We start from the raw sequence: 22519 nt of genomic DNA on the forward strand, positions 1-22519 counted from the left end.
GAACACCTTTCAAAATGATGAAGAAGAGACTATTTGCCTGTGCCCGCGGTGAGTCCGTCCTGCAATGCGCGCTGGCCGAACATGAACACCACCAGTGCGGGAATCATGGAGAGGACAACGCCGGCCAGGACCACGGAAATGCTGCCGGTGCCGAGGTTGCCTTGGAGTGAGACCAGGCCCAGGGGCAGCGTGAAGTTCTGTTCGGAGATGGTCATAATCAGTGGCCTGAAGAACTCGTTCCAGTGGAAGTTGAACGCCAGGATGCCCACAATTGCCAGGCCGGGCATGGCCAGCGGCGCGTACACGGAACGGAATGTCCGCCATGGCGAGGCGCCGTCAATCGCTGCCGCTTCAGCGAGCTCACCCGGCAACCCCATGAAGTACTGGCGCATCAGGAAGGTGCCGAACGCCGTCGGGATGGCCGGAATGATCAGAGCCAGCAGGGTGTCGGAGAGCCCAACGCCGCGGATCAGCATGAACACGGGAACTATGGTGACCTGCGCGGGCACCATCATGGTGGCCAGCACGATCGAGAACAGCGCTCCCCTGCCCCTGAAACGAAGGTGCGCAAACGCGTACCCGGCCAGTGCGGCAGTGATCATCTGGCCCACGGCAATCAAACCGGTCACCAACGCACTGTTCACCACCAGCGCCACGATGTTGAGCTGTTTGAACACTTGCTCGTAGGAGGTCAGGTCCGGGTTCAGCGGCAGGAAGGCGGGCGGCAGCTGGAAGGATTCCGACGGCGGTCGCAGCGAGGTGGACAGCGTCCACAACACCGGGCCCAGGACAAAGACGGACGCGATCAGCAAGACAACGACGCGGATGGCCACTGACCAGTCGCGCTTCTTCCGCTTCACTACAGGCGCCGTGGTGGTGACACGTTCTTGAAGGATAGTCATGGCGGGCCTTACTGGTAGAAGACGAATCGTTTGCTGAGCCGGAACTGCGCGGCGGTGATGGCCATGATGATCAGCGTCAGGATCACTCCGATCGCCGAGGCCTCGCCGAACTCAAGGCGCTGGAATGCGGACTCAAAGATCACCATGACGGCCGTTCGTGTTGAGTCGCCGGGTCCACCGCGGGTTAGCACGTAGGGCTGGTCGAACACTTGCAGCGCATTGATGATCGCCATGACCGAGGCCACCAAGGTGGTGGGGCTCAGCAGCGGCAGGGTGACGAACCAGTGCTTTCGCCAACCCGTGGCACCATCAATCGACGCCGCCTCATAGGTCTCCACCGGAATGGAGGCAAGGCCACCGATGAAGAGCAGGAACGAGAACCCGAAGTTCTGCCATACATACACAAGAATCACGACGGCGGCAGACCCGGTTGGCGTCGTCAGCCACGGGACCGCTGGGATGCCCACGATGGACAGCAACCAGTTCACCACGCCGAATTGCTCATTAAAGAGGTACCGCATGAAGATCGATACCGAGGCTGCGGAGAGGATCAACGGGAAGAAGAACGCCGAGCGGAAGAACACCCTGAGCCAGGCCGGGAGTTTCTCCTGCACCATGATGGCCAACCCGAGCGCGAGTCCGAGTTGGAGGGCCACAGCCACCACCACGAACACGATGGTGTTCAGGAATGACACCCGGACGGTGGGGTCCTGGACTACCTCGGCGAAGTTGTCGAAGCCAACGAATGTTGGTGCCGAGATGATGTCCCACCGGAAGAACGCGAGGGCGATCGAAGCAACGATCGGCAGCAAGGTGAAGATGCCCATGCCCACGATGGTGGGGGCGAGGAAGGCCCAGGGAAGCCAGCGTTGCTGTACACGGCCACGCTTGGAGCCTGGTCCGTTTTTGTGGGCGGCCTGACGACGGCCCGGCTCGCTCCCCGTCCCCGTTGGCGTACTGGTTGCGGTGCTCATGGCTGCCTCCTCAGGGCCAGTTCAAGATCGCGCTGCATGGAAGTAAGGGCGTCCTTGAGTTGACGCTCGTCTCCGCTGACAGCCAGGCTTACGTTTTTCATGAGGGCGGTTTCGACGGCGGCCTGCTGGGGTGGCGCCGGAATCGGGCCAGTGGTGGGGAACCTGTCCAGGGTGTCGTAGAAGACCTTCCAGTTCCGCGGACCCTTGCCGGCGTAGAGCTGCTCGTTGACCATGGAGCGACGGGCCGGCGTGGTGTTCGGTGTGGGGAAGACGATCTGCATGGCTTCACGGCTGGAGCTGAACTTGACCCATTCCCAGGCGGCGTCCTTGTCCTTGGCAGTCTTCATGATCGCGTAGCCTGCCGTGCCGAACTGGTGGCGCTGAGTCCGCCACTTCGGGAAGAACTGGACGTCGAAGTCGTTCTCAGTCATCCCCGCCTCGTGGAGGCCCTGGACCCAATAGCCGCCCGCCGGCGTCGTACCTATCCTGTTGGAAGCGAAGAGGCCGATCAGTGCGCTGCCGCCGCCTTCCTCGGGCCGGACACCCAGCCCGTCCTTCACGAGTCCGCGGAGGTAGTCGAAGGATTCGAAGACCCGGGGATCATCGGCGTTGGGCTCAAGCCACTGGTAGCCACCGGAGCGGAGACTGCGTGAGGGGTCGTTGGCGTAGAAGCCATCCCATAGCCATTCGCCGCCCGGGGACTTGGTTTCCTTGAGGAAGCTGGTGTCGTTGGCGTAGAGCCACGGAACCACTCCACCGAAGAGGCGGTTGGTCCAGTAGTACGGGGTGAAGTCCTTGGGGTTGGCCTTCTTCATGGCGGCAAGGGTGCTGCGGAAATCCGTGTGCGTCCAGTTGTCGGAGGGCCGTTCCAGTCCCGCTTTACTGAGCGCAGTGGTGTTGTAGTACATATTGGCGGCGTTCCAGTCGATGGGGAGCTGGAACAGGCTGCCCTTGTACATGAACGCTTCCACCAGGCTGGGGTGGACGTCCTCGAAGTACTCCCGCATGTGGTCGGCGTCTCGGCGCAGGTACTCATCCAACGGGTGGGCAAGTTTCTCGGCGAAGAGTTGGGCGCCTTCCGTGGCCACGTACACCACGTCCGGCGGGGTGCCTGCTGCAACCATGGTGAGGATTTTGGTGAAGAAGTCCTTCCAGTCCACTGCCTGGATGGCTTGGACCTTGACCTTGATCTCGGGGTGGACCTTGGCGAAAGCGTCGATGACCTTCTGGCGGGCTGCGGCGTCTGCGGCGGTGCCCATGATGGCGATGCTGAGGCTATTGTCTCCGCGCCCCGGAATGTCGGCCCCGGTCAGGCGCGGCCACGACGCCGCTGTGACTCCAACAATTCCTGCGCCGAGGGCTGTGAGGGCACTCCTACGTGTGAATTCACGCAAAGCTCCATTGATTCCCGACATGTAGATTCCCTTTCCTAACACGTGTTAGGAAGCCTATTCCCGTCGCCTAACACGTGTCAAGCGTCACGGAATTGTTGCCGAGGCCTCACACCGGGCCGCCACGCTCAAGGGAACACACACGAGCCGTCCAGAGAACTGTGGCAGTCTAGTCAGAATGAGTTCCCAGCAATTCCGCACCAGCGGGAGGTCGAGCAAACGGCCGCTTCAAGGACGCGATGCAGGCGTAGGCACAGGATTCCTGTTCTGCCTCGCTACTATTGCCAGCGCCATTGGCCTGGCTGCGACGTACTACTTCTTTGTGCGCACCACCGCAGGCCAGTTCATCGACGAGTCAGCGCTGGTTGAAGCTACGGTTCTGGCCGGAGCAGCCGGCAGGGCCTCCACAGAATTCCTGGACATGCTCCCCATGCTCTCGCTGGCCATCGCCGCCATCATGGTGCTCTTCGTGACAGTCGCCCGCCGTCGTTGGACCGCCGCCGGAATCGCCGTGGCAGCATGCATCGCTGCAAACGCGGCCACCCAAGTCCTCAAGCTCCTCATCCCGGACCGTCCCGACCGCGGCGTCCAAACCCTGGAGTTGAACTCACTCCCCTCCGGACACACCACACTGGCAGCATCAGCCGCAGCAGCAGTGTTCCTCATGGTTTCACCCCGCTGGCGCCCACTGGCAGGCTTCCTCGGGAGCACCTTCGCTGTAGCCACGGGGGTCTCCACGCTCATCAATCAATGGCACCGCCCGGCCGACGTCGTGGCCGCGTTCCTGGTGGTGGCCGCCGTGATGCTTCCGGCGGGTTGGCTCGTCCTCCGCACCGGCAACAGCTGGAACGTATGGAAGGGTTACGGCGAACATTGGGCCGCCTCGCGCCTGTGGGTCTGGCTCACTGTTTCGGCACTGGTGATCGCCGGTTTTGTGGCGGCCTACTCGCTGCTCCAAGTCATGCCCGGCCTCAGCACCGACAGCACCATCGACTACTTCTGGGCCGGCACCGCTTTCATTGTGATCGCCGGGTACCTGTCCGCCCTCGGCGGCACGTGGCTGTTCGGCCTGGCGGCGCGTAAGGGTTAACGCTCTTGGTGCGACGACGGCGCGCTGGGAGCCCATGCGGCGCAGCCGCACCCGCCCCACTTCCTCTACGACGGCGCACCCATTCCCGCCCCGCGCACCAGAGGTTACGGGGGCGATCGGCGCTAAAGGGAGCGCTGCGCAGGGACCTTAGTCCGCTGGACCGACCGAGTCGAAGAACTTGGGCACTTCCTCAGAAGCAGCTCCGCGCTCCCGCGCCCGCTCTTGGATGAAATGCCGATCCTCATCCGTGAGCACCGTGCCGCCATGTGCGTCCGCGGTGTCGCTCTCCCCCGTTTCGCCATTGATAATCGCGGTGACGGTCCGCGGCACAATCATGGTTCCCGGATTGTCGATAAGCCATTGCTGCGTGTCCGGAGACAGCTGGTCCCAGAATTCTTTGATGTGCACAACGATCAGCACTGCCCTTCATTGGTGGGGGTGGGTTCGCAAACTGCGCCCTGCGCGGCGGTGAAACACTCGGTTGATCGGGGACGGAGGTCCTCTTCTAGGCTACGCCGACTCTTGCCGATCCCACCCTGCAATCACAAACGTTTTCGGTAATGACGTCGACTGCCCGCTTTTCATGGGTTACAGTTAGTCCATTCGATGGATAAACAGTGGCTAATCCGAGGAGCTCTCATGTCATCCACCCTTAGGTCAGACTCCCGCGAGTCCGCCCCGCGCAAGGTCGCCTCGCGCAAGTCCGCCTCGAGTCGGAGCGCCACCCCGGCTCTCGCAGTCCCCGCTTCCCGCGATCTGGTGGTGGATTTCATCCGCGTAGCCTGCATGTTTGCCGTGGTTGCAGTTCATTTGCTCATGATGGGAATCAGCGTGGGTGAATCCGGCATCGGCGTTGGCAATCCCCTCACCTCCCTGAGTTGGTTTGCGCAGGGTACGTGGTTCGGGCAAGTCATGCCGCTGTTCTTCATCGTCGGCGGTTTCGCTTCGCTCACGTCGTGGCGGAGCCTGAAACGCAAGGGCGGCGATGGCGGCGACTACCTCAGGAACCGGGTGCTGCGGCTGGTCCGGCCAACGGTCGCCTTGTACATCTTTCTCGCCATTGCTTTGTGGAGTGCGACGGCGGCTGGCGTCCCGGTCGATCTGCTCGCCGTGATCGCTGCGGGCGCGGGAGTGCAGTTGTGGTTCCTGGCCGCGTACCTGATCTGCCAGGCAATGGTCCCCACCATGGCCAAGTTCCACGAGGCAGCACCGTACCGGACCATCGCGGCGCTGGCCGCGGGCGCCGTCGTCGTTGATGTTCTTCGTTTGGGTTTGGAGCGCAATCCGTGGGGCTTCGATTCGAACCCGATCGGTCTGTTGAACATGGTGTTCGTGTGGGGCCTTCTGCAACAGCTGGGGTTCTTTTACGCAGACGGCTTCTTTGACCGTTTCGCCAAGTGGAAGCTCGTTCTAGCGGCTGCTGGCTGCTACGCCGTGATGGTTCCGCTCACGCATGCGGGGCCGTACCCCGTGGACATGCTGACCAGCCAGAACCCGCCCATGTTTCCGCTGATCCTGGTTGGACTGGCACACATTCTGTTGGTGAAAGCCGCGTATCCGGTGCTGCAGCGATGCGTTCACGTTGGCTGGGTGCAGAAAGTGATGTATGTGGTGGGCAGCCGGGCGATGACCATTTACCTGTGGCACCTGCCGTTGATCATCGCCATGTTTGGCATAGCGCTGGTCCTTCGCCTGCCGTTCCCCGAACCCGCCAGCACCGAGTGGTGGCTGAGTCGTCCGCTGTTTTATGTAGCTGCCTGGGCACTGGTGCTGTTGGTTTCCACGCCGTTGGTCCGCCTGGAACTCGCCAGCACTGCACTTGCACCGGGTGCCACCAGGCCGGCCATGTGGCGCATCGCTGCCGGAACTGTCCTGGCCATTATTCCGCCGTTCGTGGTGATGAGGTCGGCGCTGGACGTTTCGAATGCCACCTGGGGTGTGGTGCTGCTGGTGATCGCCGTGGCTCTGGTCTCCGGCAAGCTTCCGGACAGGGCGTGGAAGACCCCGCGCAGTGTTTCATCAGGGGCCGCGGCTTCCTGACCTTCTTTGCAAGCCGAACGGCCGTAGAACAACCTCATGGGGTTGCTCTACGGCCTTTGCGTTGTTCAAAAGAGGTCAGGCAGCCACAGGCAATAGCTAGTAGTTACGCCGGTGCTTCAGACGTGGAATTGCGACGGCGAACACCACTGCCGCTGCGAAGCCCAGTACGCCCGTGGCCCAGACACCCGCCGACAACGAGAACGCAGCCGTTAGCCCGGACAACAGCACAGGCCCTCCGGTGCCACCCGAGTCGGCCATGAAGCGCCAGATCCCCAGAAAGTGGCTGCGCCCGTTATCCGGCGAGAAGTCAGCACCGAGCGTCATGATGAGCCCGGAACTGATGCCGTTGCCGAACCCGATCAGCAAGGCAACCAAGAGGAGCGGGACGAACCCGGCAGTGAAGGGAACCAGGATCAGCGCCGTTCCCATAATCAACGTTGACGGGATGGCCACCCATTGACGTCCCTTCCTGTCCATCAGTTTTCCGGCGGGATAGAACACCAGCATGTCGATCGCTCCGGACAAGCCGAAGATCAACGAAGCATGTGTGGCATCGAGTCCCAGATGGTCCGCCCACAGCGGGATGACCACCTGCCGCGATGCACGCAATGCGCTCAGCAGGAGGATGCCGAAGCCAACCGTCAGGAACACCCCGGCATGGGAAACCGCGACGCTCCTCAAGGAGGACGCAGGAGGTCGGGGACCGCCGTCGGGCCTTCCGGGGGCAACCAAGTCCGGGATGGTGAGCGACAAAAAAGCCGCAGCCAGCATGCCACCAAAGCCCACCCAATAAGCGCCGCTGATACCGGCGAACTGCATCACGCCGGCACCCACGAACGGACCTATGAAGAGGCCTATCCTGGTAACACCGCCCAGGGTTGACAGGGCTCGCGCGCGGAACATGACAGGAACGGCCTCAGTCAGGAACTTTTGCCGTGCAAGGTTGAAGACGCTGGCGGACATGCCCACCAACGTCATGGACGCGGCCAGCAGCCATAGTCCGTGATCCATTTGCGGGGCGAACGCTGCCGCGCCCAGGGCAATGGCGCCCACAGCTCCGGCTCCCACGATCGACCACCGTTCACCGAACTTCTCGGTGATGATCGACGCCGGGATGTTGAATAACCACGAGCCCAGGCCAATCAGCGTCACAATCAAGGCCGAAACCGCCACCGATGCGCCGAGGTCGCGCGCTGAGAGCGCAATGACCGGGAGCACAGCACCCTCACCGAGGCAGAAGAGCACAGCTGGCCCGAATGCCGGTGGCGCTACGCTGCGGAGGCTGAAGTTTTTGTCTACTTGGGTGGTGGTCATCCCTTTCATCCTATGACCGCCGTCGCCGGGTCGCGGGGCGGTATGACGTTATGTGCTCGCGCTGAGGGCCGGCTCGCACTCTTATCCGCCTGGCGCGCACCCGTTTCCGCCCGGCGCTCCCTTTCGTGGTCAGGACCGCATCAGTACGCGCCGCGCGCACCAGAGGTTACGGGGGCGATCGGCGGGTACGGTAGCGACGACAAATGGGTGGCTGGGTCCGATTGCGTGGACCGCCGCCGTGGGTGGTTGGAGTGCCTGGTGGTAGGACGGGATGGGTCGCCCCCATTCCCTTGCGCACCCCTTTCCGCCTGGCGCTCCCTTTCGTGGTCGGCATCGCACCAGTACGCGCCAACCGCACCAGAGGTTACGGGGGCGATCGGCGGGTACGGTAGCGACGACGGGTGGCTGGGCCCGATTGCGTGGAGGGCCACTAAGGGGTGGTTGGGGTGACTTGTAGGACGGGATGGGTCGCACCCCTTTCGCGGTCAGGACCGCACCCTTTCCGCCCTGCGCACCCTTTCGTGGTCAGGACCGCACCAGTACGCGCCAAATGCACCAGAGGTTACGGGGGCGATCGGCGGGTACGGTAGCGACGACGACGGGTGGCTGGGCCCGATTGTGCGAATGCGAGAGTGTTGGGGCTGGAGTGTTGGTGCGCTGGGGTCCAGCGCGATGCTCGCAGTTGTTGCGGCTCCGGGAAGCCGGAGCCGCAACAACTACATGCGAAGTGAGATTGCTTCCTTGGCTTAGCGGCGGTTGGCTGCTGCCTTGCGCCGACCGACTGCTGCAAGCACGAGCCCCATCAGGAGCAAGGCCCCTGCCCAGAGAACCCACTGACCGTTCAGGCCGGTGTTGGCCAACGTGTTGGCACTTCCGACGGCGGTGGGGGCTGCCGCGGTCCATGCACCCTGGGTGGAGCCCTGGGTCACTACGGCGCCGGCCTGGGTGCCCACACCGGTATTCATGATGCCGTTTACCGGAGCGTTGACGCCGGTTTCTCCGCCGGCGTTAAGACCGCCACCAGCGGGCGGGTTCACAACAGGAGGATTGACCACGGGAGGGTTCACAACAGGAGGATTGACCACGGGAGGGTTCACGACCGGCGGGTTGACCACGGGAGGGTTCACGACCGGAGGATTCACAACCGGAGGATTCACAACCGGAGGGTTGACCGTTGCTGTAGATCCTCCACCAACTCCTACCGAGGTGGCGCCAAGGCTGACAGGAGCCGTGATCGGGATGATCAGCTGGGTGCCGGAAAGAATTCCGTCGCTGCCCGAGGTTGAAGAACCCGACGTACCCGGAGCCGAAGTACCCGAAGAACCCGTGCCGGTGTTTGTTGCCGAAGAGTCACCCAACAGACCAGCTGAAGTGGAACCCAGGTTGATCGGAGCCGTAATCGGAGCAACAACCTGCGTCCCCGAACCAATGCCATCCGAACCCGAAGTGGTGCTGCCGGAGTTCGTGCCCGTCGGGGCAGTGCCGCCGCTGGTGCCGGTGTTCGTAGCGGACGAGTCACCCAACAGACCAGCTGAAGTGGAACCCAGGTTGATCGGAGCCGTAATCGGAGCAACAACCTGCGTCCCTGAACCAACGCCATCCGAACCCGAAGTGGTGCTGCCGGAGTTCGTGCCCGTCGGGGCAGGGCCGCCGCTGGTGCCGGTGTTCGTAGCGGACGAGTCACCCAGCAAACCAGCTGAGGTGGAACCCAGGTTGATCGGAGCCATAATCGGAGCAACAACCTGCGTGCCCGAACCAACGCCATCCGAACCCGAGGTGGTGCTACCGGAGGTCGTGCCCGTCGGCACAGTTCCGCCGGTCGAGCCTGAAGTACCGGTGCCGGTGTTCGTAGCGGACGAGTCACCCAACAGACCAGCCGAGGTCGCACCGAGGTTGATCGGCACAGCTACAGGAGCAACAACCTGCGTGCCCGAACCAACGCCATCCGAACCGGACGTCGAAGAACCCAAGGAAGCCGGAGCCGACGTACCAGGAGCCGAAGTTCCAGGAGAAGCAGCCGTGCCGGACGTGGCGGACGAATCCCCGCCGACACCCACGGCAGTGGCTCCGATGTTAACAGGGACCGAAATCGGAGCCACTACCTGAGCGCCGGACGCGATACCCTCTCCCCCCGACGTCGTTGCCTGCGCCGGAGCCGGTGCTGGCGCCGAAGCGGGAGCCTGGGCCGGAGCAGGAGCTGAAGATGTAGCAACCGAGTCGCCAAGTACACCGGCGGAGGTCGCTCCCAGCGTGATGGGAATCGTCACCGGAGCAACAACTTGGGTTCCCGAGGCGATACCGTCGGAACCGCTGGTGCTGGCTGCCGGCGTCGAACTTGTTGCCGCGGCAGGAGCTGCAGCTGCTGGTGCGGCAGGTGTGGCTGAGCTCGCCGCAGTGGAGCCCCCCAGCAGACCCACTGACGACGAGCCCAGGTTTATGGGCACCGTTACCGGAGCAACTATCTGCGTTCCGGAGCCGATGCCGTTGGAACCGCTGGTGCTTGCGGCCGGAGCCGCACCCGAACCTGCAGCAGGTGCCGGCGCGGACGTCGTAGCTGCTGAATCCCCCAACAGTCCAAGTGATGTTCCGCCGAGGCTGATCGGCGCTGTTACTGGCGCCACCACTTGCGTTCCGGACAGGAGTCCGTCCTTGCCGCTGGTGGTGTCCGCGGCATTTGCCGCAGTAGCGCTGAGGACGATCATGCCCCCGGCAAAGCATGTGCCGATGAGGCACTTGCGTATGGTCGTGTTCATTGTGGTTCTCTCCTGAAGACGTTGTTCCCAAGGACGTCCGAGTGACGGATCGCCCGAATGACCGTCTGCCGCGAAGAGCTGCGCGGCTGGCCGGGGAACTAGTCAGGAGAGGAGCCGGGATCGAAGCACACCGGCTTTGGATGTTGTTCATCGCCTGCAGTTGCCAGGCCGGGCAGAGCGTCGACGGGAATGATCAAGGCTCCCTGCAGGAATGCTGCTGCGGGGCTCGGCGGACCGTTTTGGGAGTTCCCGGAGCCGGCTCCCGTGAGGCTGCCGGGCACGGCTGCGGGGTCTGTAGGGAGGTCCGCGGGCGAGGCGGGATCGGCGGGTGAGGAGGTTCCGCCGAGCACCGCGGTGATCCCTGTGGGACCGAAGTTTCGTGCGGGATTCAGCAGCGCTGAAATGCCAGCGTTCACCCCTGGCGCGGTCGCACTCAGCCCCGGTTTGCCGGTCTCAAGAACTGTGGAATGTACGACGCCGGTAGTCGCCGCGGTGCCAGCATCAGCCGTTGCGGGGACAACAAGAACGTCGGAGCCCGGCACACCGGGAGTCTCAGGCGTCGCGGAGGGAGGCGCCACCACCGGCGGAACTGCCACAGGCGGAACAGGCGGAACAGCTACCGGCGGAACAGCTACCGGCGGGACGATGGCGTCGACGGGAGCCAGTACGGTGTCCACCACGCCAACAATGGGATCCACGATCGGGGTGACCACGCTGGTGACTGGTTCCAGCCGAGCGGGTTCCAGAAGCTGATTCACCGGCGGTACAACTACATTGACGGTGTTGTCCACGGTGTTAGTGACAGGAGTGGTCACCGTATTCACCACGGTTCCTGCAGTGTCCGGTGGAACCAATTGATTGGCCACCGGCACGGCAGAAACCACCTGATCAACCGTGCCGCCAAGATGTTCCACAAGGGGTGTCACGGCAGGCACGTGGACGTTGATCTGGTTGGTGGGTACTAGTTCCTTGACCACGTTCGGCAGCGGTACATTCGGCACCGGAACACTGATGGTCGTTGAGGACGTGACACTGCCTAAGAGGTTTTTGTCAGAGGTTCCGGTGTCTGCACTGGCCGCCGAAGCGGAGAGTGCCATCCAGATTGCCGTGCCAGCGCCTGCGACCATGACGGAGCGGAGAATGCTGGTAGCACGCGGAAACACGCGTGAACCCTTCATCTCGACACCCCCAGGTAGTCGCGAACCATTGGTCGCCTTCATCCTAGGACGGCATCACGCGGTTAGTCCATGGTTGGGAGTAAACAAAATGACAAATTTGTAAGGAACCTTGTTTTACGAAGGATAAAAGCCTGTCTTTTCCGGTCCAAAGTCCGGAGTGGCCACAGAGGAACGCCCGTGGGCGTTGGTTTCCTGAAGCCTTTTGATAAACCAGCGTGATTGTTCCGGGCCATAAGGCAGTACAGGAATGGCCTTTGTGGCGTCGGACGGCATATCGCGAATGGACTGCGTCGCTTGCCTGACCGCCGTGCCCATGGTGTCAGCCATGGTTTTGACGAACTCATCGCTGGCAGGTTCGCCGTGCCCCGGAACCAGGAATTCGTAGCGGTGGCGCAGGGCCGAGATGTGCCGCAGCGCATCCGCCCATTCTTCCGGGTACGAGTCCTCAAACGACGGATGCGCACCTTGTTCCACCAGGTCGCCCACGTACAGGGTGGAACTGGTGCCAACAAGGAGGTCGCCGTCTGTGTGGGCCCGGCCAAGGTAGAAGAGCGTGGCCGCGATGCCGCCGAGGTCAACGAGGACAGGCTGATCGTGGACCAGGGCGTTGGGGACAACGACGTCGACGGCGTCGCCCTCCCCCGCTGCCATCTCGGGTTCGTTGGTGGCTACGAAGCGTCGCTGGTTATCGGCGTCGCGTTCAATAGTGGCCGCACAGTTGGCGTGCGCCCAAAACTCGGTCACGCCGTCGTCCGCAAATACTGCGTTACCAAAGAAGTGGTCGTAGTGGGCGTGGGTGTTCACCACAACCAGCGGAAGCTGGGTCTTTTCGCGGACTGCAGCGAGGATCTCGCGGCCTTGGCGCGGGCCGCAGCCGGTGTCGATGACCATGGCGAGCTCAGAGCCCACCACCAGCCCGGTATTGAGTAACGATCCCTCGGTTTCCAAGACGTAGTTGTCCGGTCCGAGTTCTAGCCAAGCTGACAATTCGTGCTCCGTATCCACTGCAATCCGGCGATCTTCAGGCCTCTACTCTACCCACGGAACCCGTGCGGATGCTGGAAGGAAACGAAAGCGGCCCGGAAGCAATCATTGCTTCCGGGCCGCCGAGTCCAGTGTTACAGGAAGGCGTTCATGGTGTTCCAGCCGCTGCCGACCTGCTCGGAGTACAACCACCAGCTGTAGCCGTTACCTGCGTACAGGATCAGTTCTCCGCCGCTGGTGCGTCCAAGAACGTCCACCTTTCCGTCGCCGTCAAAGTCGCCCGGAGCTTCAATGGCGTTGAACATGTTCCACCCTGCACCGATCTGGGCCGATGCAAGCCAGCCGCCGGCTCCGTTGCCCGGATACAGCAGCAGGGCACCGGCTCCGTTGCGGGCAATAACGTCAGCCTTGCCGTCGCCGTTGAAGTCTCCTACGCCGTCGATTGCTGTCATGACGTTCCAGCCAGTGCCGATCTGGCGGGGCTGCAGCCAACCGCCGGTGCCGTTGCCGGGGTACAGCCACAGAACGCCGTTGCCGTCACGGGCAATAACATCAGCAGTCGCGTCGCCGTTGAAATCACCAGTTGACTTGATGGATGTCATCACGTTCCAGCCGGCACCAATCTGGGTGCGGCCAAGCACACCACCCCATCCATTGCCGGGGTACAGCCAGAGAACACCGTTGCCGTCGCGGGCAATGACGTCGGCGTAGCCGTCTCCGTTGAAGTCGCCGGGCGCTTCAACCGCGGTCATGACGTTCCAGCCGACGCCCATCTGAGTGCGGCCCCGCCAGTTGCCGTAGCCGCTGCCCTTGTAGAGCCACAAAACGCCGCTGCTGTCACGAGCAACCACGTCGCTGGTGCCGTCACCATTGAAATCGGTGAGCTTTTGATGGGGCGCAGGAAGAGGAGCGGCGCCGCCGAACTTTTTCAACGCCGTCGTGGCGTCAACCAAACCCGCACCGCACCCGGCTGGGCAGCCGGCCGGAAGCGGCCGCGCTGATTCCTTGAGCTGCTGTTCCAGCAGCTGGGGCGTGAGGGTGTTGCCTTCGGCCGAGAAGAGCAGAGCCGCGATGCCTGCAACGTGAGGTGACGCCATGGACGTTCCCTGCATGAAGGCGAATGCAGGTTCGTCCGGTGTGGTGGTTCCGTAGTTCAACGTGGACAAGATGCCGCCGGTGACATCTGTTGTCATGTCGCCGCCGGGCGCCGTCACGTCAATGGCACTTCCGTAGTTGGAGTACTCGGCCCGCGCGCCGGACTTGGTGCTCGCCGCCACGGTGATGACGTTCTGGCAGTTGCCGGGGCTGATGTCTGATGCGGGGCGGTTCGAGTTTCCTGCTGAGACCACAACTGCCGCGCCGGCGTTGTACGCAAAGTTGATGGCATTCTGGTAGGTGGCAGAGCACGTGGCCACGCCACCGAGGCTGATGTTGATGACCTTTGCCGGGTTCGGGTTGATGGGAAGGTCTGTGACCACGCCGCCTGCTGCCCAGATGATGGAGTCAGCGATGTCTGAGCTGTAGCCTCCGCAGACGCCCAACGCCCGCACCGGAAGAATCTTTGACTTCGGCGCTACGCCGCTGATGCCAATACTGTTGTTTCCAACTGCGGCCACAATTCCTGCCACGTGTGTTCCGTGCCACGACGAATTTTCAGCGGGACTCTGATCTTCACATTCTCCTGCTGGAACCCAGTCTCCCTGGTCAGCGGGGTTCGGATCCCTGCCGTCGCCGTCGCGTGCGTCAGCGGCACTCGAGATCATGTCGTAGCCGGGGAGCACATTTGCATCGAGCTCGGGGTGGCTGGTGATGCCGGTGTCCACGATCGCCACCACCACACCTTCACCGTGGTTGTAGTTCCAGGCAGCGGGGGTGCGGACGCCGGAGAAGTTATCCCACAGGTTCCACTGCTCCGTGTAGCCGTAGTCTTTCGAATGTGCCGTGGGGTGCATGATGGCGTCCGGCTCTGCGTAAGCGACGGCCGGATCAGCGCGGAGCGTCTCCACGAAAAGCTTGGCTTCCGACGGCGTGAGGGCCTCGTCGAGCTTGATGACGTGCCCGCCGGTGGCATTCAGGCGCGAGCTCTCCGCAGAGACACCGAGTTTGGTTGCTGCCTGGTCAGCCGCATTTTCGGCCTTCACTGCAGCCGCTTGGGCAGCGTTGTCCCGAAGACCAACAATGAATTGGTCCGTAGCCGTTTCGGGTGTCGACTGAAGGGCCTGCGGGGTGCTCGGAATGAGGTCGGCAAGATCGGCGGCGGCCGCTGGCTGAACAGCCAGTCCCCCGCTGATAAGAAGTGTGGTTACTGCTATGCCGATGGAACTCAGCGGGCGCAGTCGGGAGTTTTTCACCATATGCGGGCATCCTAGGGAAAGCGCGGGCAGCCTGATGACGGGCTGATCGCGGGCAACTGGAGACCACCAGCTGACCCCCAGGAAATTGTAAGCTGACTCTCGGCTGTAAAAGCTACACGGTGCCGATTATGACAGCGACAGAAAGTCTGGGCCGACGAGCTCGGAGACTCTAGACGCGCCCCTTGATGATGGCAGCAATCAGTTCTTTGCTGCAGCCAACAGCAGCGGCCAAGGCGCCATAGGACCACCGGACGGGATCCTCTTGGCGTGCGCGTCGTATGAATGCATCCCGCTGCTGCCGATGCCTTTCCGCGAGCGCAAGGGCATCGGCAGCGCGTCGGTGATGCTCGCGTGCCTGTTGAATGCTTGAGTCAGATGACACGGGCCGAAAAGTCGCTCAGCAATGTGGGCAACGATGCATCGAATCCAGCAATGTCCAGCATGCCCGGATCGGAGGGGTCGGCCACGGTGAAGTCTGTGGCCGTCAAGCCAACCACAGCTAGCCGGGCATCGATTCCGGACCAATCCCGGTACCTGCGCAAAGCTTCGTGTGGATGAATCCGGCCAGCCCAGGTTTCGTTGTCGGTGTAGATGACAAACGTGTCCACCTTGACCTTGTTTGCTGCAGCCCACAGCATCGGCAACGCACAGTCCGTCCCGCCGAAAGGCAGCCCGGAGATGGTGTTCAGCACGTCATCAAGCCTCTGCCTTGAGGAAATGGGCAGCGGCGAGATCCCATCCAACGGCACGTTGCGCTGGAACAATCCCTTCCTGGCACTGCTCGAGTTGGACGTGAAGCCAAGGGTAGTGGTCTTCGGCTCCGTTGCGGCTGTCACCAGGGCCATCGCTGCCGAAACTTCCCGGGCTGTGATGGGCAACCCCGAGACTGGCATGGTCATTGAACCCGAGACGTCCAAGGCAAGCAACGTCCGCTTGTTTGCCGGCGTTACGGTAGCAAAGGACGCGTAGAAGGCAGCATCCAGGGCATCCACTACCTGTCCCGCCGGTTCCCACGAGGACTTTCCACGCGCAGAGGTACCAGAGGCGTAGGTGCGGGCAGCCACCAGGACGTTGACGGGGTGCACCCGGGCCTTCTGCAACCTGGTGCTGTCCGTGAGCTGGCGAGTGACGGCGTCGAGCGTTTCAGACATGGGCGCGAGAAGGCCAAGGCGCGTCAGCCGCGGTAGCTGCCGCATCAGTGCCGTCTGCGGGATGCCGTTGTCCAGAAGCTTCGACCAAACAGCCGGTTCCCGGAGGGCAGCGTCGGGCAGCATCTCCCATGACAACTGATGGTAGTCATCCAGGAGTGCAACCCATTCCGTGGGCTTGGTGGCCACCTGCGCCTTCTCGAATCCTTCAACGATCAGTGGGCCATCAGTTCCACGGCCGCAGATCCAGTCGAAGAGCTGCTTCCGGTCAGCCTCTGTAGTTGAGGGGTGCGCAAGGCGTAGAAGATCCTTGTGCGTCCAGCCTCCGCGCTGCCTGTACTTCACAGCCTGGTAGGCCACCTCATCCACCGGCTTGGACAGGTACCAGTCAGCCACTGCCCGGCGCAGACCGCGGCCCCAACCCCGGAACTGCTCAACATAGCCAGCGAAAAGGAACAGATGGGTTCCGGTGCGGGCCACCTTGGACAGTGCAGCCAAGGCAGCCTGCCGGCCGCCCGGATCTCCCAGAGCCGTGGCAGCTGCCAGGCAGAACAGTGCCGGGTTGTTCCGTGGTGCTCGCCCGCCCGCGGAAATCGCGACGACTTCGTCCACAAGTTCGGCGGTCCTCTCACGAGCCCATCCGAGAACAACTTCGGCGTTTTCCACCGTCAGGGCGTGTTCGGATCCGTAGTAAGTGCCGCCGTCGGTGCCGAGCACCAGAAAGCGGCGCAGGCGTTCCAAAGGCGCCACAGTGAAGGCATGACCGCCAGCGTTGTTGGGAACCTGGCGGGAATCGGAGGGCTGCGACTGGGGCGTAGCCCGTAGGTTAATTGCGCTTAGTGCATCGGCCACAGTGATCCTCCCATAGGTGAAAGTGGCGGCGGGCATGTTTGTGAGTCCCGGGATGCCCAACGCTCTATCCATCTGAGCTACCGGAGCGTACTCCGGGCGGGATTCGAACCCGCCACCTTTGGGTCCTTAACAGAGGTAACCGAATCTCTCCGGCCCGCCGCCACTTTCAGTTTCATGTGAGTGGACATGTTTGATAACCGCCGGATCTCTTACTGCCACGATAAATCGAAGCAGCAAGGGCAGGGATCGAACCTGCTTTATACCAGTTAACCGACAGTTCCCGGCCCACTCACTAATAGGAGTGTAATGCATTACACCCCCTAGGGAAAGGGGTGATGGGGCACTTATTGGTTTCAGCCCAGTTCGCGCAGCACGGCAGTCATGTCACCGCCCACGTCCCCCGTGTTGACGGTGCCTTTTGGCTCGAACAACAGCGCCTGGACTTCGTTGTCAGCTTTGGGGCAGTGTTCCATTCCTTTAGGGACCACGTAGATGTCATTCGGCCCGAGAACCACATCGCCGTCGCGGAGTTGAATGGTGAGATTCCCGCTGATGACCATAAACAATTCGTCGGTGTCAGGATGCGTGTGCCAGACAAATTCGCCCTGGATCTTCACCACTTTCACGTCGTAGTCGTTGATGCTTGTCAGCCTGTGCGGCTGCCAGTGTTCCGAGATCGAATCAAGAGCGGTGTTGATGTTGCGTACCAAATGAGTCATGGGTGATCGGTGCTTTCTGTTGAGGTCTTTGACAGATGATTCCGGCATTTTTCACGGGTGCATTCTTGCGCCTTTGACGATCCTGTCAACCACGTTTTTAGGACCGCGGAGCGCAATTCCCACCAGGTCAAGGTCCTGGGCAGCCACTGCCGCTACCGCCGCACGGTTCGCTTCGTCGTGGCCGGTGGAGAACAATTCACGCGTGTACAGGGCGACGGGGATCTCGCGAGCAAGCGCCCGTTCCCGTGCTGCCGCCAAGAGTTCCTGCCCGGCCGTGAGAACCAGGACGGGCTGACGAAGCATGGGAAGGTAGTCATTCCCGTCTCGATCCCGGTAGGGCTCCCCCGTCAGGCCCGGGGCGCTGGTGGCGATGGCACTCATGAGGAACGCTGTCACGTTGAGCTCTTGCCACGGCAGAAGGTTGTCACTCAGGACCACCACCACTTTAGTGTCAAAACGAACGGTCGCGGAGGAAGGGGCATCAAGGGTTGTGGTCGCGTTTTCTTGCATAAACCCCAGCATGCCCGCAGGCAGGAACGCTGGTCTTGTACATTTCTTGCATGGGTAACTCAGTGCAGGCGTGGCATCCGGCCGTGCCTTATGTGCGCGAGGTGCTCCATGCAACGTTCGAGGATCACAGCTACCCGTCCCATACCCATGAGGACTGGACCGTGCTTCTGATCGACAAAGGGGCAGTGACTTACGACCTCGGACGCACCGAGCATCAGGCGGTTCCCGCCTCAATCACCCTGCTACCGCCGCATGTCCCGCACGACGGCAGATCCGCCGTCGGGGGTGAATCATTCCGTAAGCGGGTCCTGTACCTGAGCGAGGACTGGCTGCCTGCCAAGGCAACGGAGGCCGCAGTGGCGCAACCCCTGCTGCTGGATCCGCGAACGGTGGCAACCGTGAACGGTATCCACGCGGCACTTTCCTTGCCGGCGGACGCGATGGAGGCCGAATGCGGCGTTCTGGCTCTCCGGGAATCCGTGCGTTCACACTTGGGAACGCCGTCGTCGCCGGCGCGGGATGCCCCCTTGGCACGCCAGCTGCGCGAGATGCTGGATGACCGCCTGTTCGAGTCCTTCACCATTGCCGAAGCGGCTAAATTACTGGGTGCGCACCCGAGCCATTTGGTGCGCGCATTTTCCAAGGCCTACGGCATTGCCCCTTACCGCTATGTCACAGGGCGGCGCGTTGACCGTGCCCGACGCCTGCTGCTGGATGGTCGCCCGGCGTCAGAAGCAGCTGTTGAGGCGGGCTTCCATGATCAGTCGCACCTCACCCGGCATTTCCGGCGCGTCCTCGGAACGACGCCGGGGGCTTTCACCGCCTGACCCTTAGGCCGTCGCGGGTGTAGCGGTTAAGACCGGTCGTGAAGAGTCACGTGATAGCCGTCAGGATCGGCGAAGGTGAAGGTGCGTCCGAATGGACCGTCAATGGGCGCCGTGATGATTGTGTGTCCGTCGCCGACCAATGCGTCATGGATGGCTTGGACATCAGTGGCGTGCAGCCAGATCGCGGCGCCGATTCCCGGCTGATCAACGGACGTCAGGTCCGTCCCGGGAGCGATGGTGCGGAGCGCGAAGGCGATCGGCTTCGTGTCGAACACGACGGCGTGGGGCGGCCCTGCTTGCGAGCGGACAAGGCCGAGGTACTGCTCGTAGAACGCTTGGGACGCGTCGAGGTCGCGCGCTTGGAGTGAGATGAAGTCGGGGCCGGTGACGGGCATGTGATGCTCCTTCGATTCTTTGTCAGTTATCTGACACGAACAATCTATGTCAGAATACTGACATGAGTCAACGCGGGATCGACCTCACCACGTCGTTGGGGTATCTGCTGAAAGAAGCATCGAGTGCCCTCCGCGCTTCCATGGAATCAGCGCTGCGGCCCCTTGGAATGACCATCACCCACTACTCGTGCCTGGAACTCCTGGCGCAGCGCCCGGGCTTATCCAACTCCGAGCTGGCCCGGGGAGCTTTCGTTACCCGGCAATCCATGAACGTCCTGCTCCAAGCCCTGGCACGCGACGGCTATGTGAGCCGCCTGGAGGAGGCCCGCGTGGGGAAAGTCCTTCCCACGCAGCTGACTCCCCTTGGTCGAAGCAGCCTCGCCACAGCGAGCGCTGCCGTCCGCGCCGTCGAGAACAAGATGCTCGGCGGCATGACGCAGGAAGAACAGGCCACGGCTTTTAAGGCACTGCAAAGCATGATCGCGTCCTTGCGCGACCCCGAGGGCGATGCCGCGGGCGACGACACCCAGGACGTAACCAATGACAATCGCTAAAACCGTCCGGCTCGGCGTCGCCGCTGTAGCAATCGTGACGCTGCTGGGCGGCTGCATCACTGAGAACCAAACCACTCCCCCGGCGGCCTCATCAAGCACCGCCGCAACGCGATCAATGCAGGCAGCGGAGGAAGCAGTTGCCCGAATCCCGGGAGCGGAGTTTAGGGCGGCCCGCGCATGGGACGGCACCACCGCATACGTCATCGCGACCCTCTCCGCGACAGATGCATTCTCCGGTGACCCGGCAGCTCTCATTGACTACTCCTTGGCGCAACTCGCTTCCCAGAATGAGGTGGATCGTGGTCGCTTGGTGCGCTTCAGCTTCGAAGCGCCGGGCCAGAACGCAGACACCACCAAGGCACTCCTCGCATCTCTGAGCATCGACTCTGCACGGTACGCCGGCGGGTCCTCACTGGAACTTTCCAATCAGGACCTGGACGACCGCTACGGCACGTGGCCCGCAGCGGTACCCGAGCCCCCGGCGTCGCTCATTACAAAAGACTGAATCCCGGATGGATTGCTGTGCCCATCGCAGCCTCCCCTCTTCACGCATAGGGTTGAAGGTGCCCGGGAAGAGTTCGGGCTACTTTGGGGGATTTAATGCGCAGGACAGATTTACGACGGCGGCACCACCGATTGCTTTCGGCTACAGCGGTGATGGTGCTCGCCGCTGTTACGGCGGGCGGGCTTGCCGGGTGCCGCGTTGTGAAGCGGCCAGCGCCGCCGTACCCGGCAGTGGAGTGGCAGGGCGCCGCGCCCAACGGAGCGCTTGAATCCGCCCCGTGGGTACAGGCCACGAGGAAGTTCCTTGAGGCAGAGGCTGTGGCCCGCAATATCAACGATTTCTCCATTCCGGAGCTGGTCCACACGGCCAGCAGGGACGCGCGAAGCCGTGCTGCGAGGCCGGCATTCGATGACGTCAAACAGGGACGGCGCCCGGACATTCTTCCCGGGCCAACACCGTTCTTGCCGGTAAGCGTGACGCCTGACTTTCGGGGCAACCCTGACCGGGCAGCTGTGAGGGGCTGCAAGGCAACGGGGTGGTCCTCGGAGGAGGGGGACGTGCCTGCCGAGTTGAAGGGCTACGGCGTGGAGTACCGGATGGAGCGGCTGCCCGATGGAACCATGCGGGTTGAAGCCACAGTCGGGCTCCCGGACTTGGAATGCTCGGACGTCACCCTTCCCGTGGCATTGTTTGTGCCAGCGCCGGAACCGTCGGACGTTACTGACGTCAAAGACATAGTCATTGCCGAGCGTACCGACCTCGATCCCGTGGGCAAATGATGGGGCGACGCCCGGGAGTGGGCATCACAGTCCTGTTGCTCTGCTCTGCGTTGCTCGCCGGATGCACAGTGCCCGCCGACAATTCGAAGCCTCAACGCAGCACTTCCGCGGCCGAGGCTGACATCGCCAAAACACCTGGCGTTACGGCGCGTATAGGCAGGGCATACGACGGCACAACCCCGTATCTTTCCGTGAATGTGGAGGTCTCCGAGGCCTTCACTGGTGATGAGGCCGCCCTCCTGGACTCCGTCCTGGCGCAGGTGTGGTCCCAGGACGAGTATGCACCGGAGAAATACGTCACGCTGCGAGTGAGCGGCGCGGGTCGCACAGCAGACACAACCTCGGCGGCCCTAGCCGGCCTCGGGCTCCGCTCCATGAAGTACGCCGGCTCGGCGGTAGGCCTGAGAGGGGCCGATCTCGTGGCCAGGTACGGCGAGTGGCCGGGGTCGGTGCCTGCGCCTTCGGCTGGGCCGACGGTGGGCCAGGAGTTGGTTCAGGGAACTCCGAGGGCCGGTAACTAAGCGGACCTCGCGGCCGAGATGTCCAGACGTGAGCGAAGGGTAGGAACGCCGGGACCTTGGAGGTCGTCAAGGTAGGGAGTACGTCCGGCCATCGCCATCACCAGGGCGACGGTGGTACCAGTAACCAGCGGTCCTGTACCTGCTGAGAAGGGCCCGTCATTCGCCCTCAACCGCAGGTCGGCGGCGTGCGTGCGGCTGGCAACCGCAAAGTCGCGGCGCGCGTAGAACTCCGCCACGGGTGTTAAAGCATCAATGCTTGGAGTACTGGAAAGTCCCAAGGCCCGGCGAATGTCTTGGGCATGCACCACTACCTCACCCAGGTAAGCCGGAGTATCGGAGGATGGTGCGATGCTGCTGTGGACGACGGCGCGGAACCGGTCCAAGGTCTCAGCCGGGGTGCTACCGCGATGCTCCTCCAGTCTGCGCTGATTGTGCACATCAGAGCGGAAACGCGCACCGATCATGCTGCGCAACCACCGCCACTGGTTTAGGCTCGCCGCGGCCGTGAGATGCGCGACTACTTGCTCCACATCCCACCGCCCACACAGGGTCTCGTGACGCCACTGCTCCGCGCTAAGGCCCATCAAGTCCTCCAACAGCGCGGCGCGCTCAGCATGAACCAGAGTCCAAAGATGGCCGTCCGAAAATTTCCCCATAACTTCTGCTTCCTTTGTATAAGTTTCGTGGTTCTAATTCGTGAGCGGCTCAGTGACAGTGAGTCGCAGTGGA

Annotated in this window: 22 protein-coding genes; 7 read left to right on the plus strand and 15 right to left on the minus strand. The window is 62.5% G+C overall.

Features of this window, described 5'->3' with window-relative positions:
- Window positions 1–29: 29 nt before the first annotated feature.
- From CQ020_RS01380 to CQ020_RS01390, 3 genes are read right to left on the minus strand one after another with little or no spacing between them, the layout of a single operon-like run.
- Complete coding sequence (locus CQ020_RS01380) at window positions 30–902, minus strand: carbohydrate ABC transporter permease (RefSeq protein WP_024817753.1); 873 nt, start codon at window positions 900–902, stop codon at window positions 30–32.
- A gap of 8 nt (window positions 903–910) precedes the next feature.
- Window positions 911–1876: a carbohydrate ABC transporter permease gene (locus CQ020_RS01385; protein WP_105690209.1), complete on the minus strand. Its 966-nt coding sequence runs from the start codon at window positions 1874–1876 to the stop codon at window positions 911–913.
- Window positions 1873–3291: a sugar ABC transporter substrate-binding protein gene (locus CQ020_RS01390; RefSeq protein ID WP_105690210.1), complete on the minus strand. Its 1419-nt coding sequence runs from the start codon at window positions 3289–3291 to the stop codon at window positions 1873–1875. Before CQ020_RS01390 ends, CQ020_RS01385 begins: the two co-directional genes overlap by 4 nt.
- A gap of 154 nt (window positions 3292–3445) precedes the next feature.
- On the opposite strand from CQ020_RS01390, the gene CQ020_RS01395 reads away from it, so the two are divergent.
- Window positions 3446–4357 carry a phosphatase PAP2 family protein gene (locus CQ020_RS01395; RefSeq protein WP_181151716.1) on the plus strand — a complete coding sequence of 304 codons (912 nt, stop codon included), beginning with the start codon at window positions 3446–3448 and terminating at the stop codon, window positions 4355–4357.
- Between the two features lie 147 nt (window positions 4358–4504).
- On the opposite strand, the gene CQ020_RS01400 is transcribed toward CQ020_RS01395, so the two are convergent.
- Window positions 4505–4777, minus strand: a complete 273-nt coding sequence (locus tag CQ020_RS01400) for a hypothetical protein (RefSeq protein WP_105690211.1) — start codon at window positions 4775–4777, stop codon at window positions 4505–4507.
- A 219-nt stretch (window positions 4778–4996) separates the two neighbouring features.
- On the opposite strand from CQ020_RS01400, the gene CQ020_RS01405 reads away from it, so the two are divergent.
- Window positions 4997–6397, plus strand: a complete 1401-nt coding sequence (locus CQ020_RS01405; protein WP_258141656.1) for an acyltransferase — start codon at window positions 4997–4999, stop codon at window positions 6395–6397.
- 96 nt (window positions 6398–6493) lie between these two features.
- Here CQ020_RS01405 and CQ020_RS01410 read toward each other — a convergent pair whose 3' ends face one another.
- The 9 genes from CQ020_RS01410 to CQ020_RS01460 all read right to left on the minus strand — a co-directional run bounded on the left by CQ020_RS01410 (window position 6494) and on the right by CQ020_RS01460 (window position 18221).
- Window positions 6494–7711 carry an MFS transporter gene (locus CQ020_RS01410; protein WP_105690212.1) on the minus strand — a complete coding sequence of 406 codons (1218 nt, stop codon included), beginning with the start codon at window positions 7709–7711 and terminating at the stop codon, window positions 6494–6496.
- A 746-nt stretch (window positions 7712–8457) separates the two neighbouring features.
- A complete protein-coding gene (locus CQ020_RS24075; protein WP_181151717.1) occupies window positions 8458–10464 on the minus strand; it encodes a cell wall anchor protein in 2007 nt (668 codons plus the stop codon).
- Between the two features lie 98 nt (window positions 10465–10562).
- A complete protein-coding gene (locus tag CQ020_RS01430) occupies window positions 10563–11627 on the minus strand; it encodes a hypothetical protein (RefSeq protein WP_258141657.1) in 1065 nt (354 codons plus the stop codon).
- A 129-nt stretch (window positions 11628–11756) separates the two neighbouring features.
- Window positions 11757–12629 carry an MBL fold metallo-hydrolase gene (locus CQ020_RS01435; protein ID WP_258141658.1) on the minus strand — a complete coding sequence of 291 codons (873 nt, stop codon included), beginning with the start codon at window positions 12627–12629 and terminating at the stop codon, window positions 11757–11759.
- 131 nt (window positions 12630–12760) lie between these two features.
- Window positions 12761–14980 carry a S8 family serine peptidase gene (locus CQ020_RS01440; RefSeq protein WP_105690218.1) on the minus strand — a complete coding sequence of 740 codons (2220 nt, stop codon included), beginning with the start codon at window positions 14978–14980 and terminating at the stop codon, window positions 12761–12763.
- 169 nt (window positions 14981–15149) lie between these two features.
- Entirely contained in the window at window positions 15150–15362 is a 213-nt protein-coding gene (locus CQ020_RS01445; RefSeq protein ID WP_105690219.1) for a hypothetical protein, read from the minus strand.
- The gene (locus CQ020_RS01450; protein ID WP_105690401.1) at window positions 15352–17016 is read right to left on the minus strand and encodes a TROVE domain-containing protein; all 1665 of its coding nucleotides are present in this window, start codon (window positions 17014–17016) and stop codon (window positions 15352–15354) included. The genes CQ020_RS01445 and CQ020_RS01450 overlap by 11 nt, the downstream gene beginning before the upstream one ends.
- A gap of 317 nt (window positions 17017–17333) precedes the next feature.
- Complete coding sequence (locus CQ020_RS01455) at window positions 17334–17699, minus strand: cupin domain-containing protein (protein ID WP_105690402.1); 366 nt, start codon at window positions 17697–17699, stop codon at window positions 17334–17336.
- Between the two features lie 51 nt (window positions 17700–17750).
- Window positions 17751–18221, minus strand: a complete 471-nt coding sequence (locus CQ020_RS01460; protein WP_105690220.1) for a DUF2000 family protein — start codon at window positions 18219–18221, stop codon at window positions 17751–17753.
- A gap of 38 nt (window positions 18222–18259) precedes the next feature.
- Here CQ020_RS01460 and CQ020_RS01465 point away from each other — a divergent pair, with 38 nt between their 5' ends.
- The gene (locus CQ020_RS01465; protein WP_105690221.1) at window positions 18260–19036 is read left to right on the plus strand and encodes an AraC family transcriptional regulator; all 777 of its coding nucleotides are present in this window, start codon (window positions 18260–18262) and stop codon (window positions 19034–19036) included.
- A gap of 26 nt (window positions 19037–19062) precedes the next feature.
- Here the strand turns inward: CQ020_RS01465 and CQ020_RS01470 are convergent, their stop codons facing one another.
- Entirely contained in the window at window positions 19063–19431 is a 369-nt protein-coding gene (locus CQ020_RS01470) for a VOC family protein (protein ID WP_105690222.1), read from the minus strand.
- A gap of 62 nt (window positions 19432–19493) precedes the next feature.
- On the opposite strand from CQ020_RS01470, the gene CQ020_RS01475 reads away from it, so the two are divergent.
- The 4 genes from CQ020_RS01475 (at window position 19494) to CQ020_RS01490 (ending at window position 21790) form a co-directional block, all read left to right on the plus strand.
- Entirely contained in the window at window positions 19494–19985 is a 492-nt protein-coding gene (locus tag CQ020_RS01475) for a MarR family winged helix-turn-helix transcriptional regulator (RefSeq protein ID WP_105690223.1), read from the plus strand.
- The gene (locus CQ020_RS01480; protein ID WP_105690224.1) at window positions 19972–20490 is read left to right on the plus strand and encodes a hypothetical protein; all 519 of its coding nucleotides are present in this window, start codon (window positions 19972–19974) and stop codon (window positions 20488–20490) included. The genes CQ020_RS01475 and CQ020_RS01480 overlap by 14 nt, the downstream gene beginning before the upstream one ends.
- A 95-nt stretch (window positions 20491–20585) precedes the next feature.
- A complete protein-coding gene (locus CQ020_RS01485) occupies window positions 20586–21269 on the plus strand; it encodes a hypothetical protein (protein WP_258141660.1) in 684 nt (227 codons plus the stop codon).
- The gene (locus CQ020_RS01490) at window positions 21266–21790 is read left to right on the plus strand and encodes a hypothetical protein (protein ID WP_146116597.1); all 525 of its coding nucleotides are present in this window, start codon (window positions 21266–21268) and stop codon (window positions 21788–21790) included. Before CQ020_RS01485 ends, CQ020_RS01490 begins: the two co-directional genes overlap by 4 nt.
- On the opposite strand, the gene CQ020_RS01495 is transcribed toward CQ020_RS01490, so the two are convergent.
- Entirely contained in the window at window positions 21787–22446 is a 660-nt protein-coding gene (locus tag CQ020_RS01495; protein ID WP_105690226.1) for a maleylpyruvate isomerase family mycothiol-dependent enzyme, read from the minus strand. The genes CQ020_RS01490 and CQ020_RS01495 overlap by 4 nt on opposite strands.
- Between the last annotated feature and the right edge of the window lie 73 nt (window positions 22447–22519).

Source organism: Arthrobacter sp. MYb23, assembly GCF_002979775.1.
Taxonomy (GTDB): Bacteria; Actinomycetota; Actinomycetes; order Actinomycetales; family Micrococcaceae; genus Arthrobacter.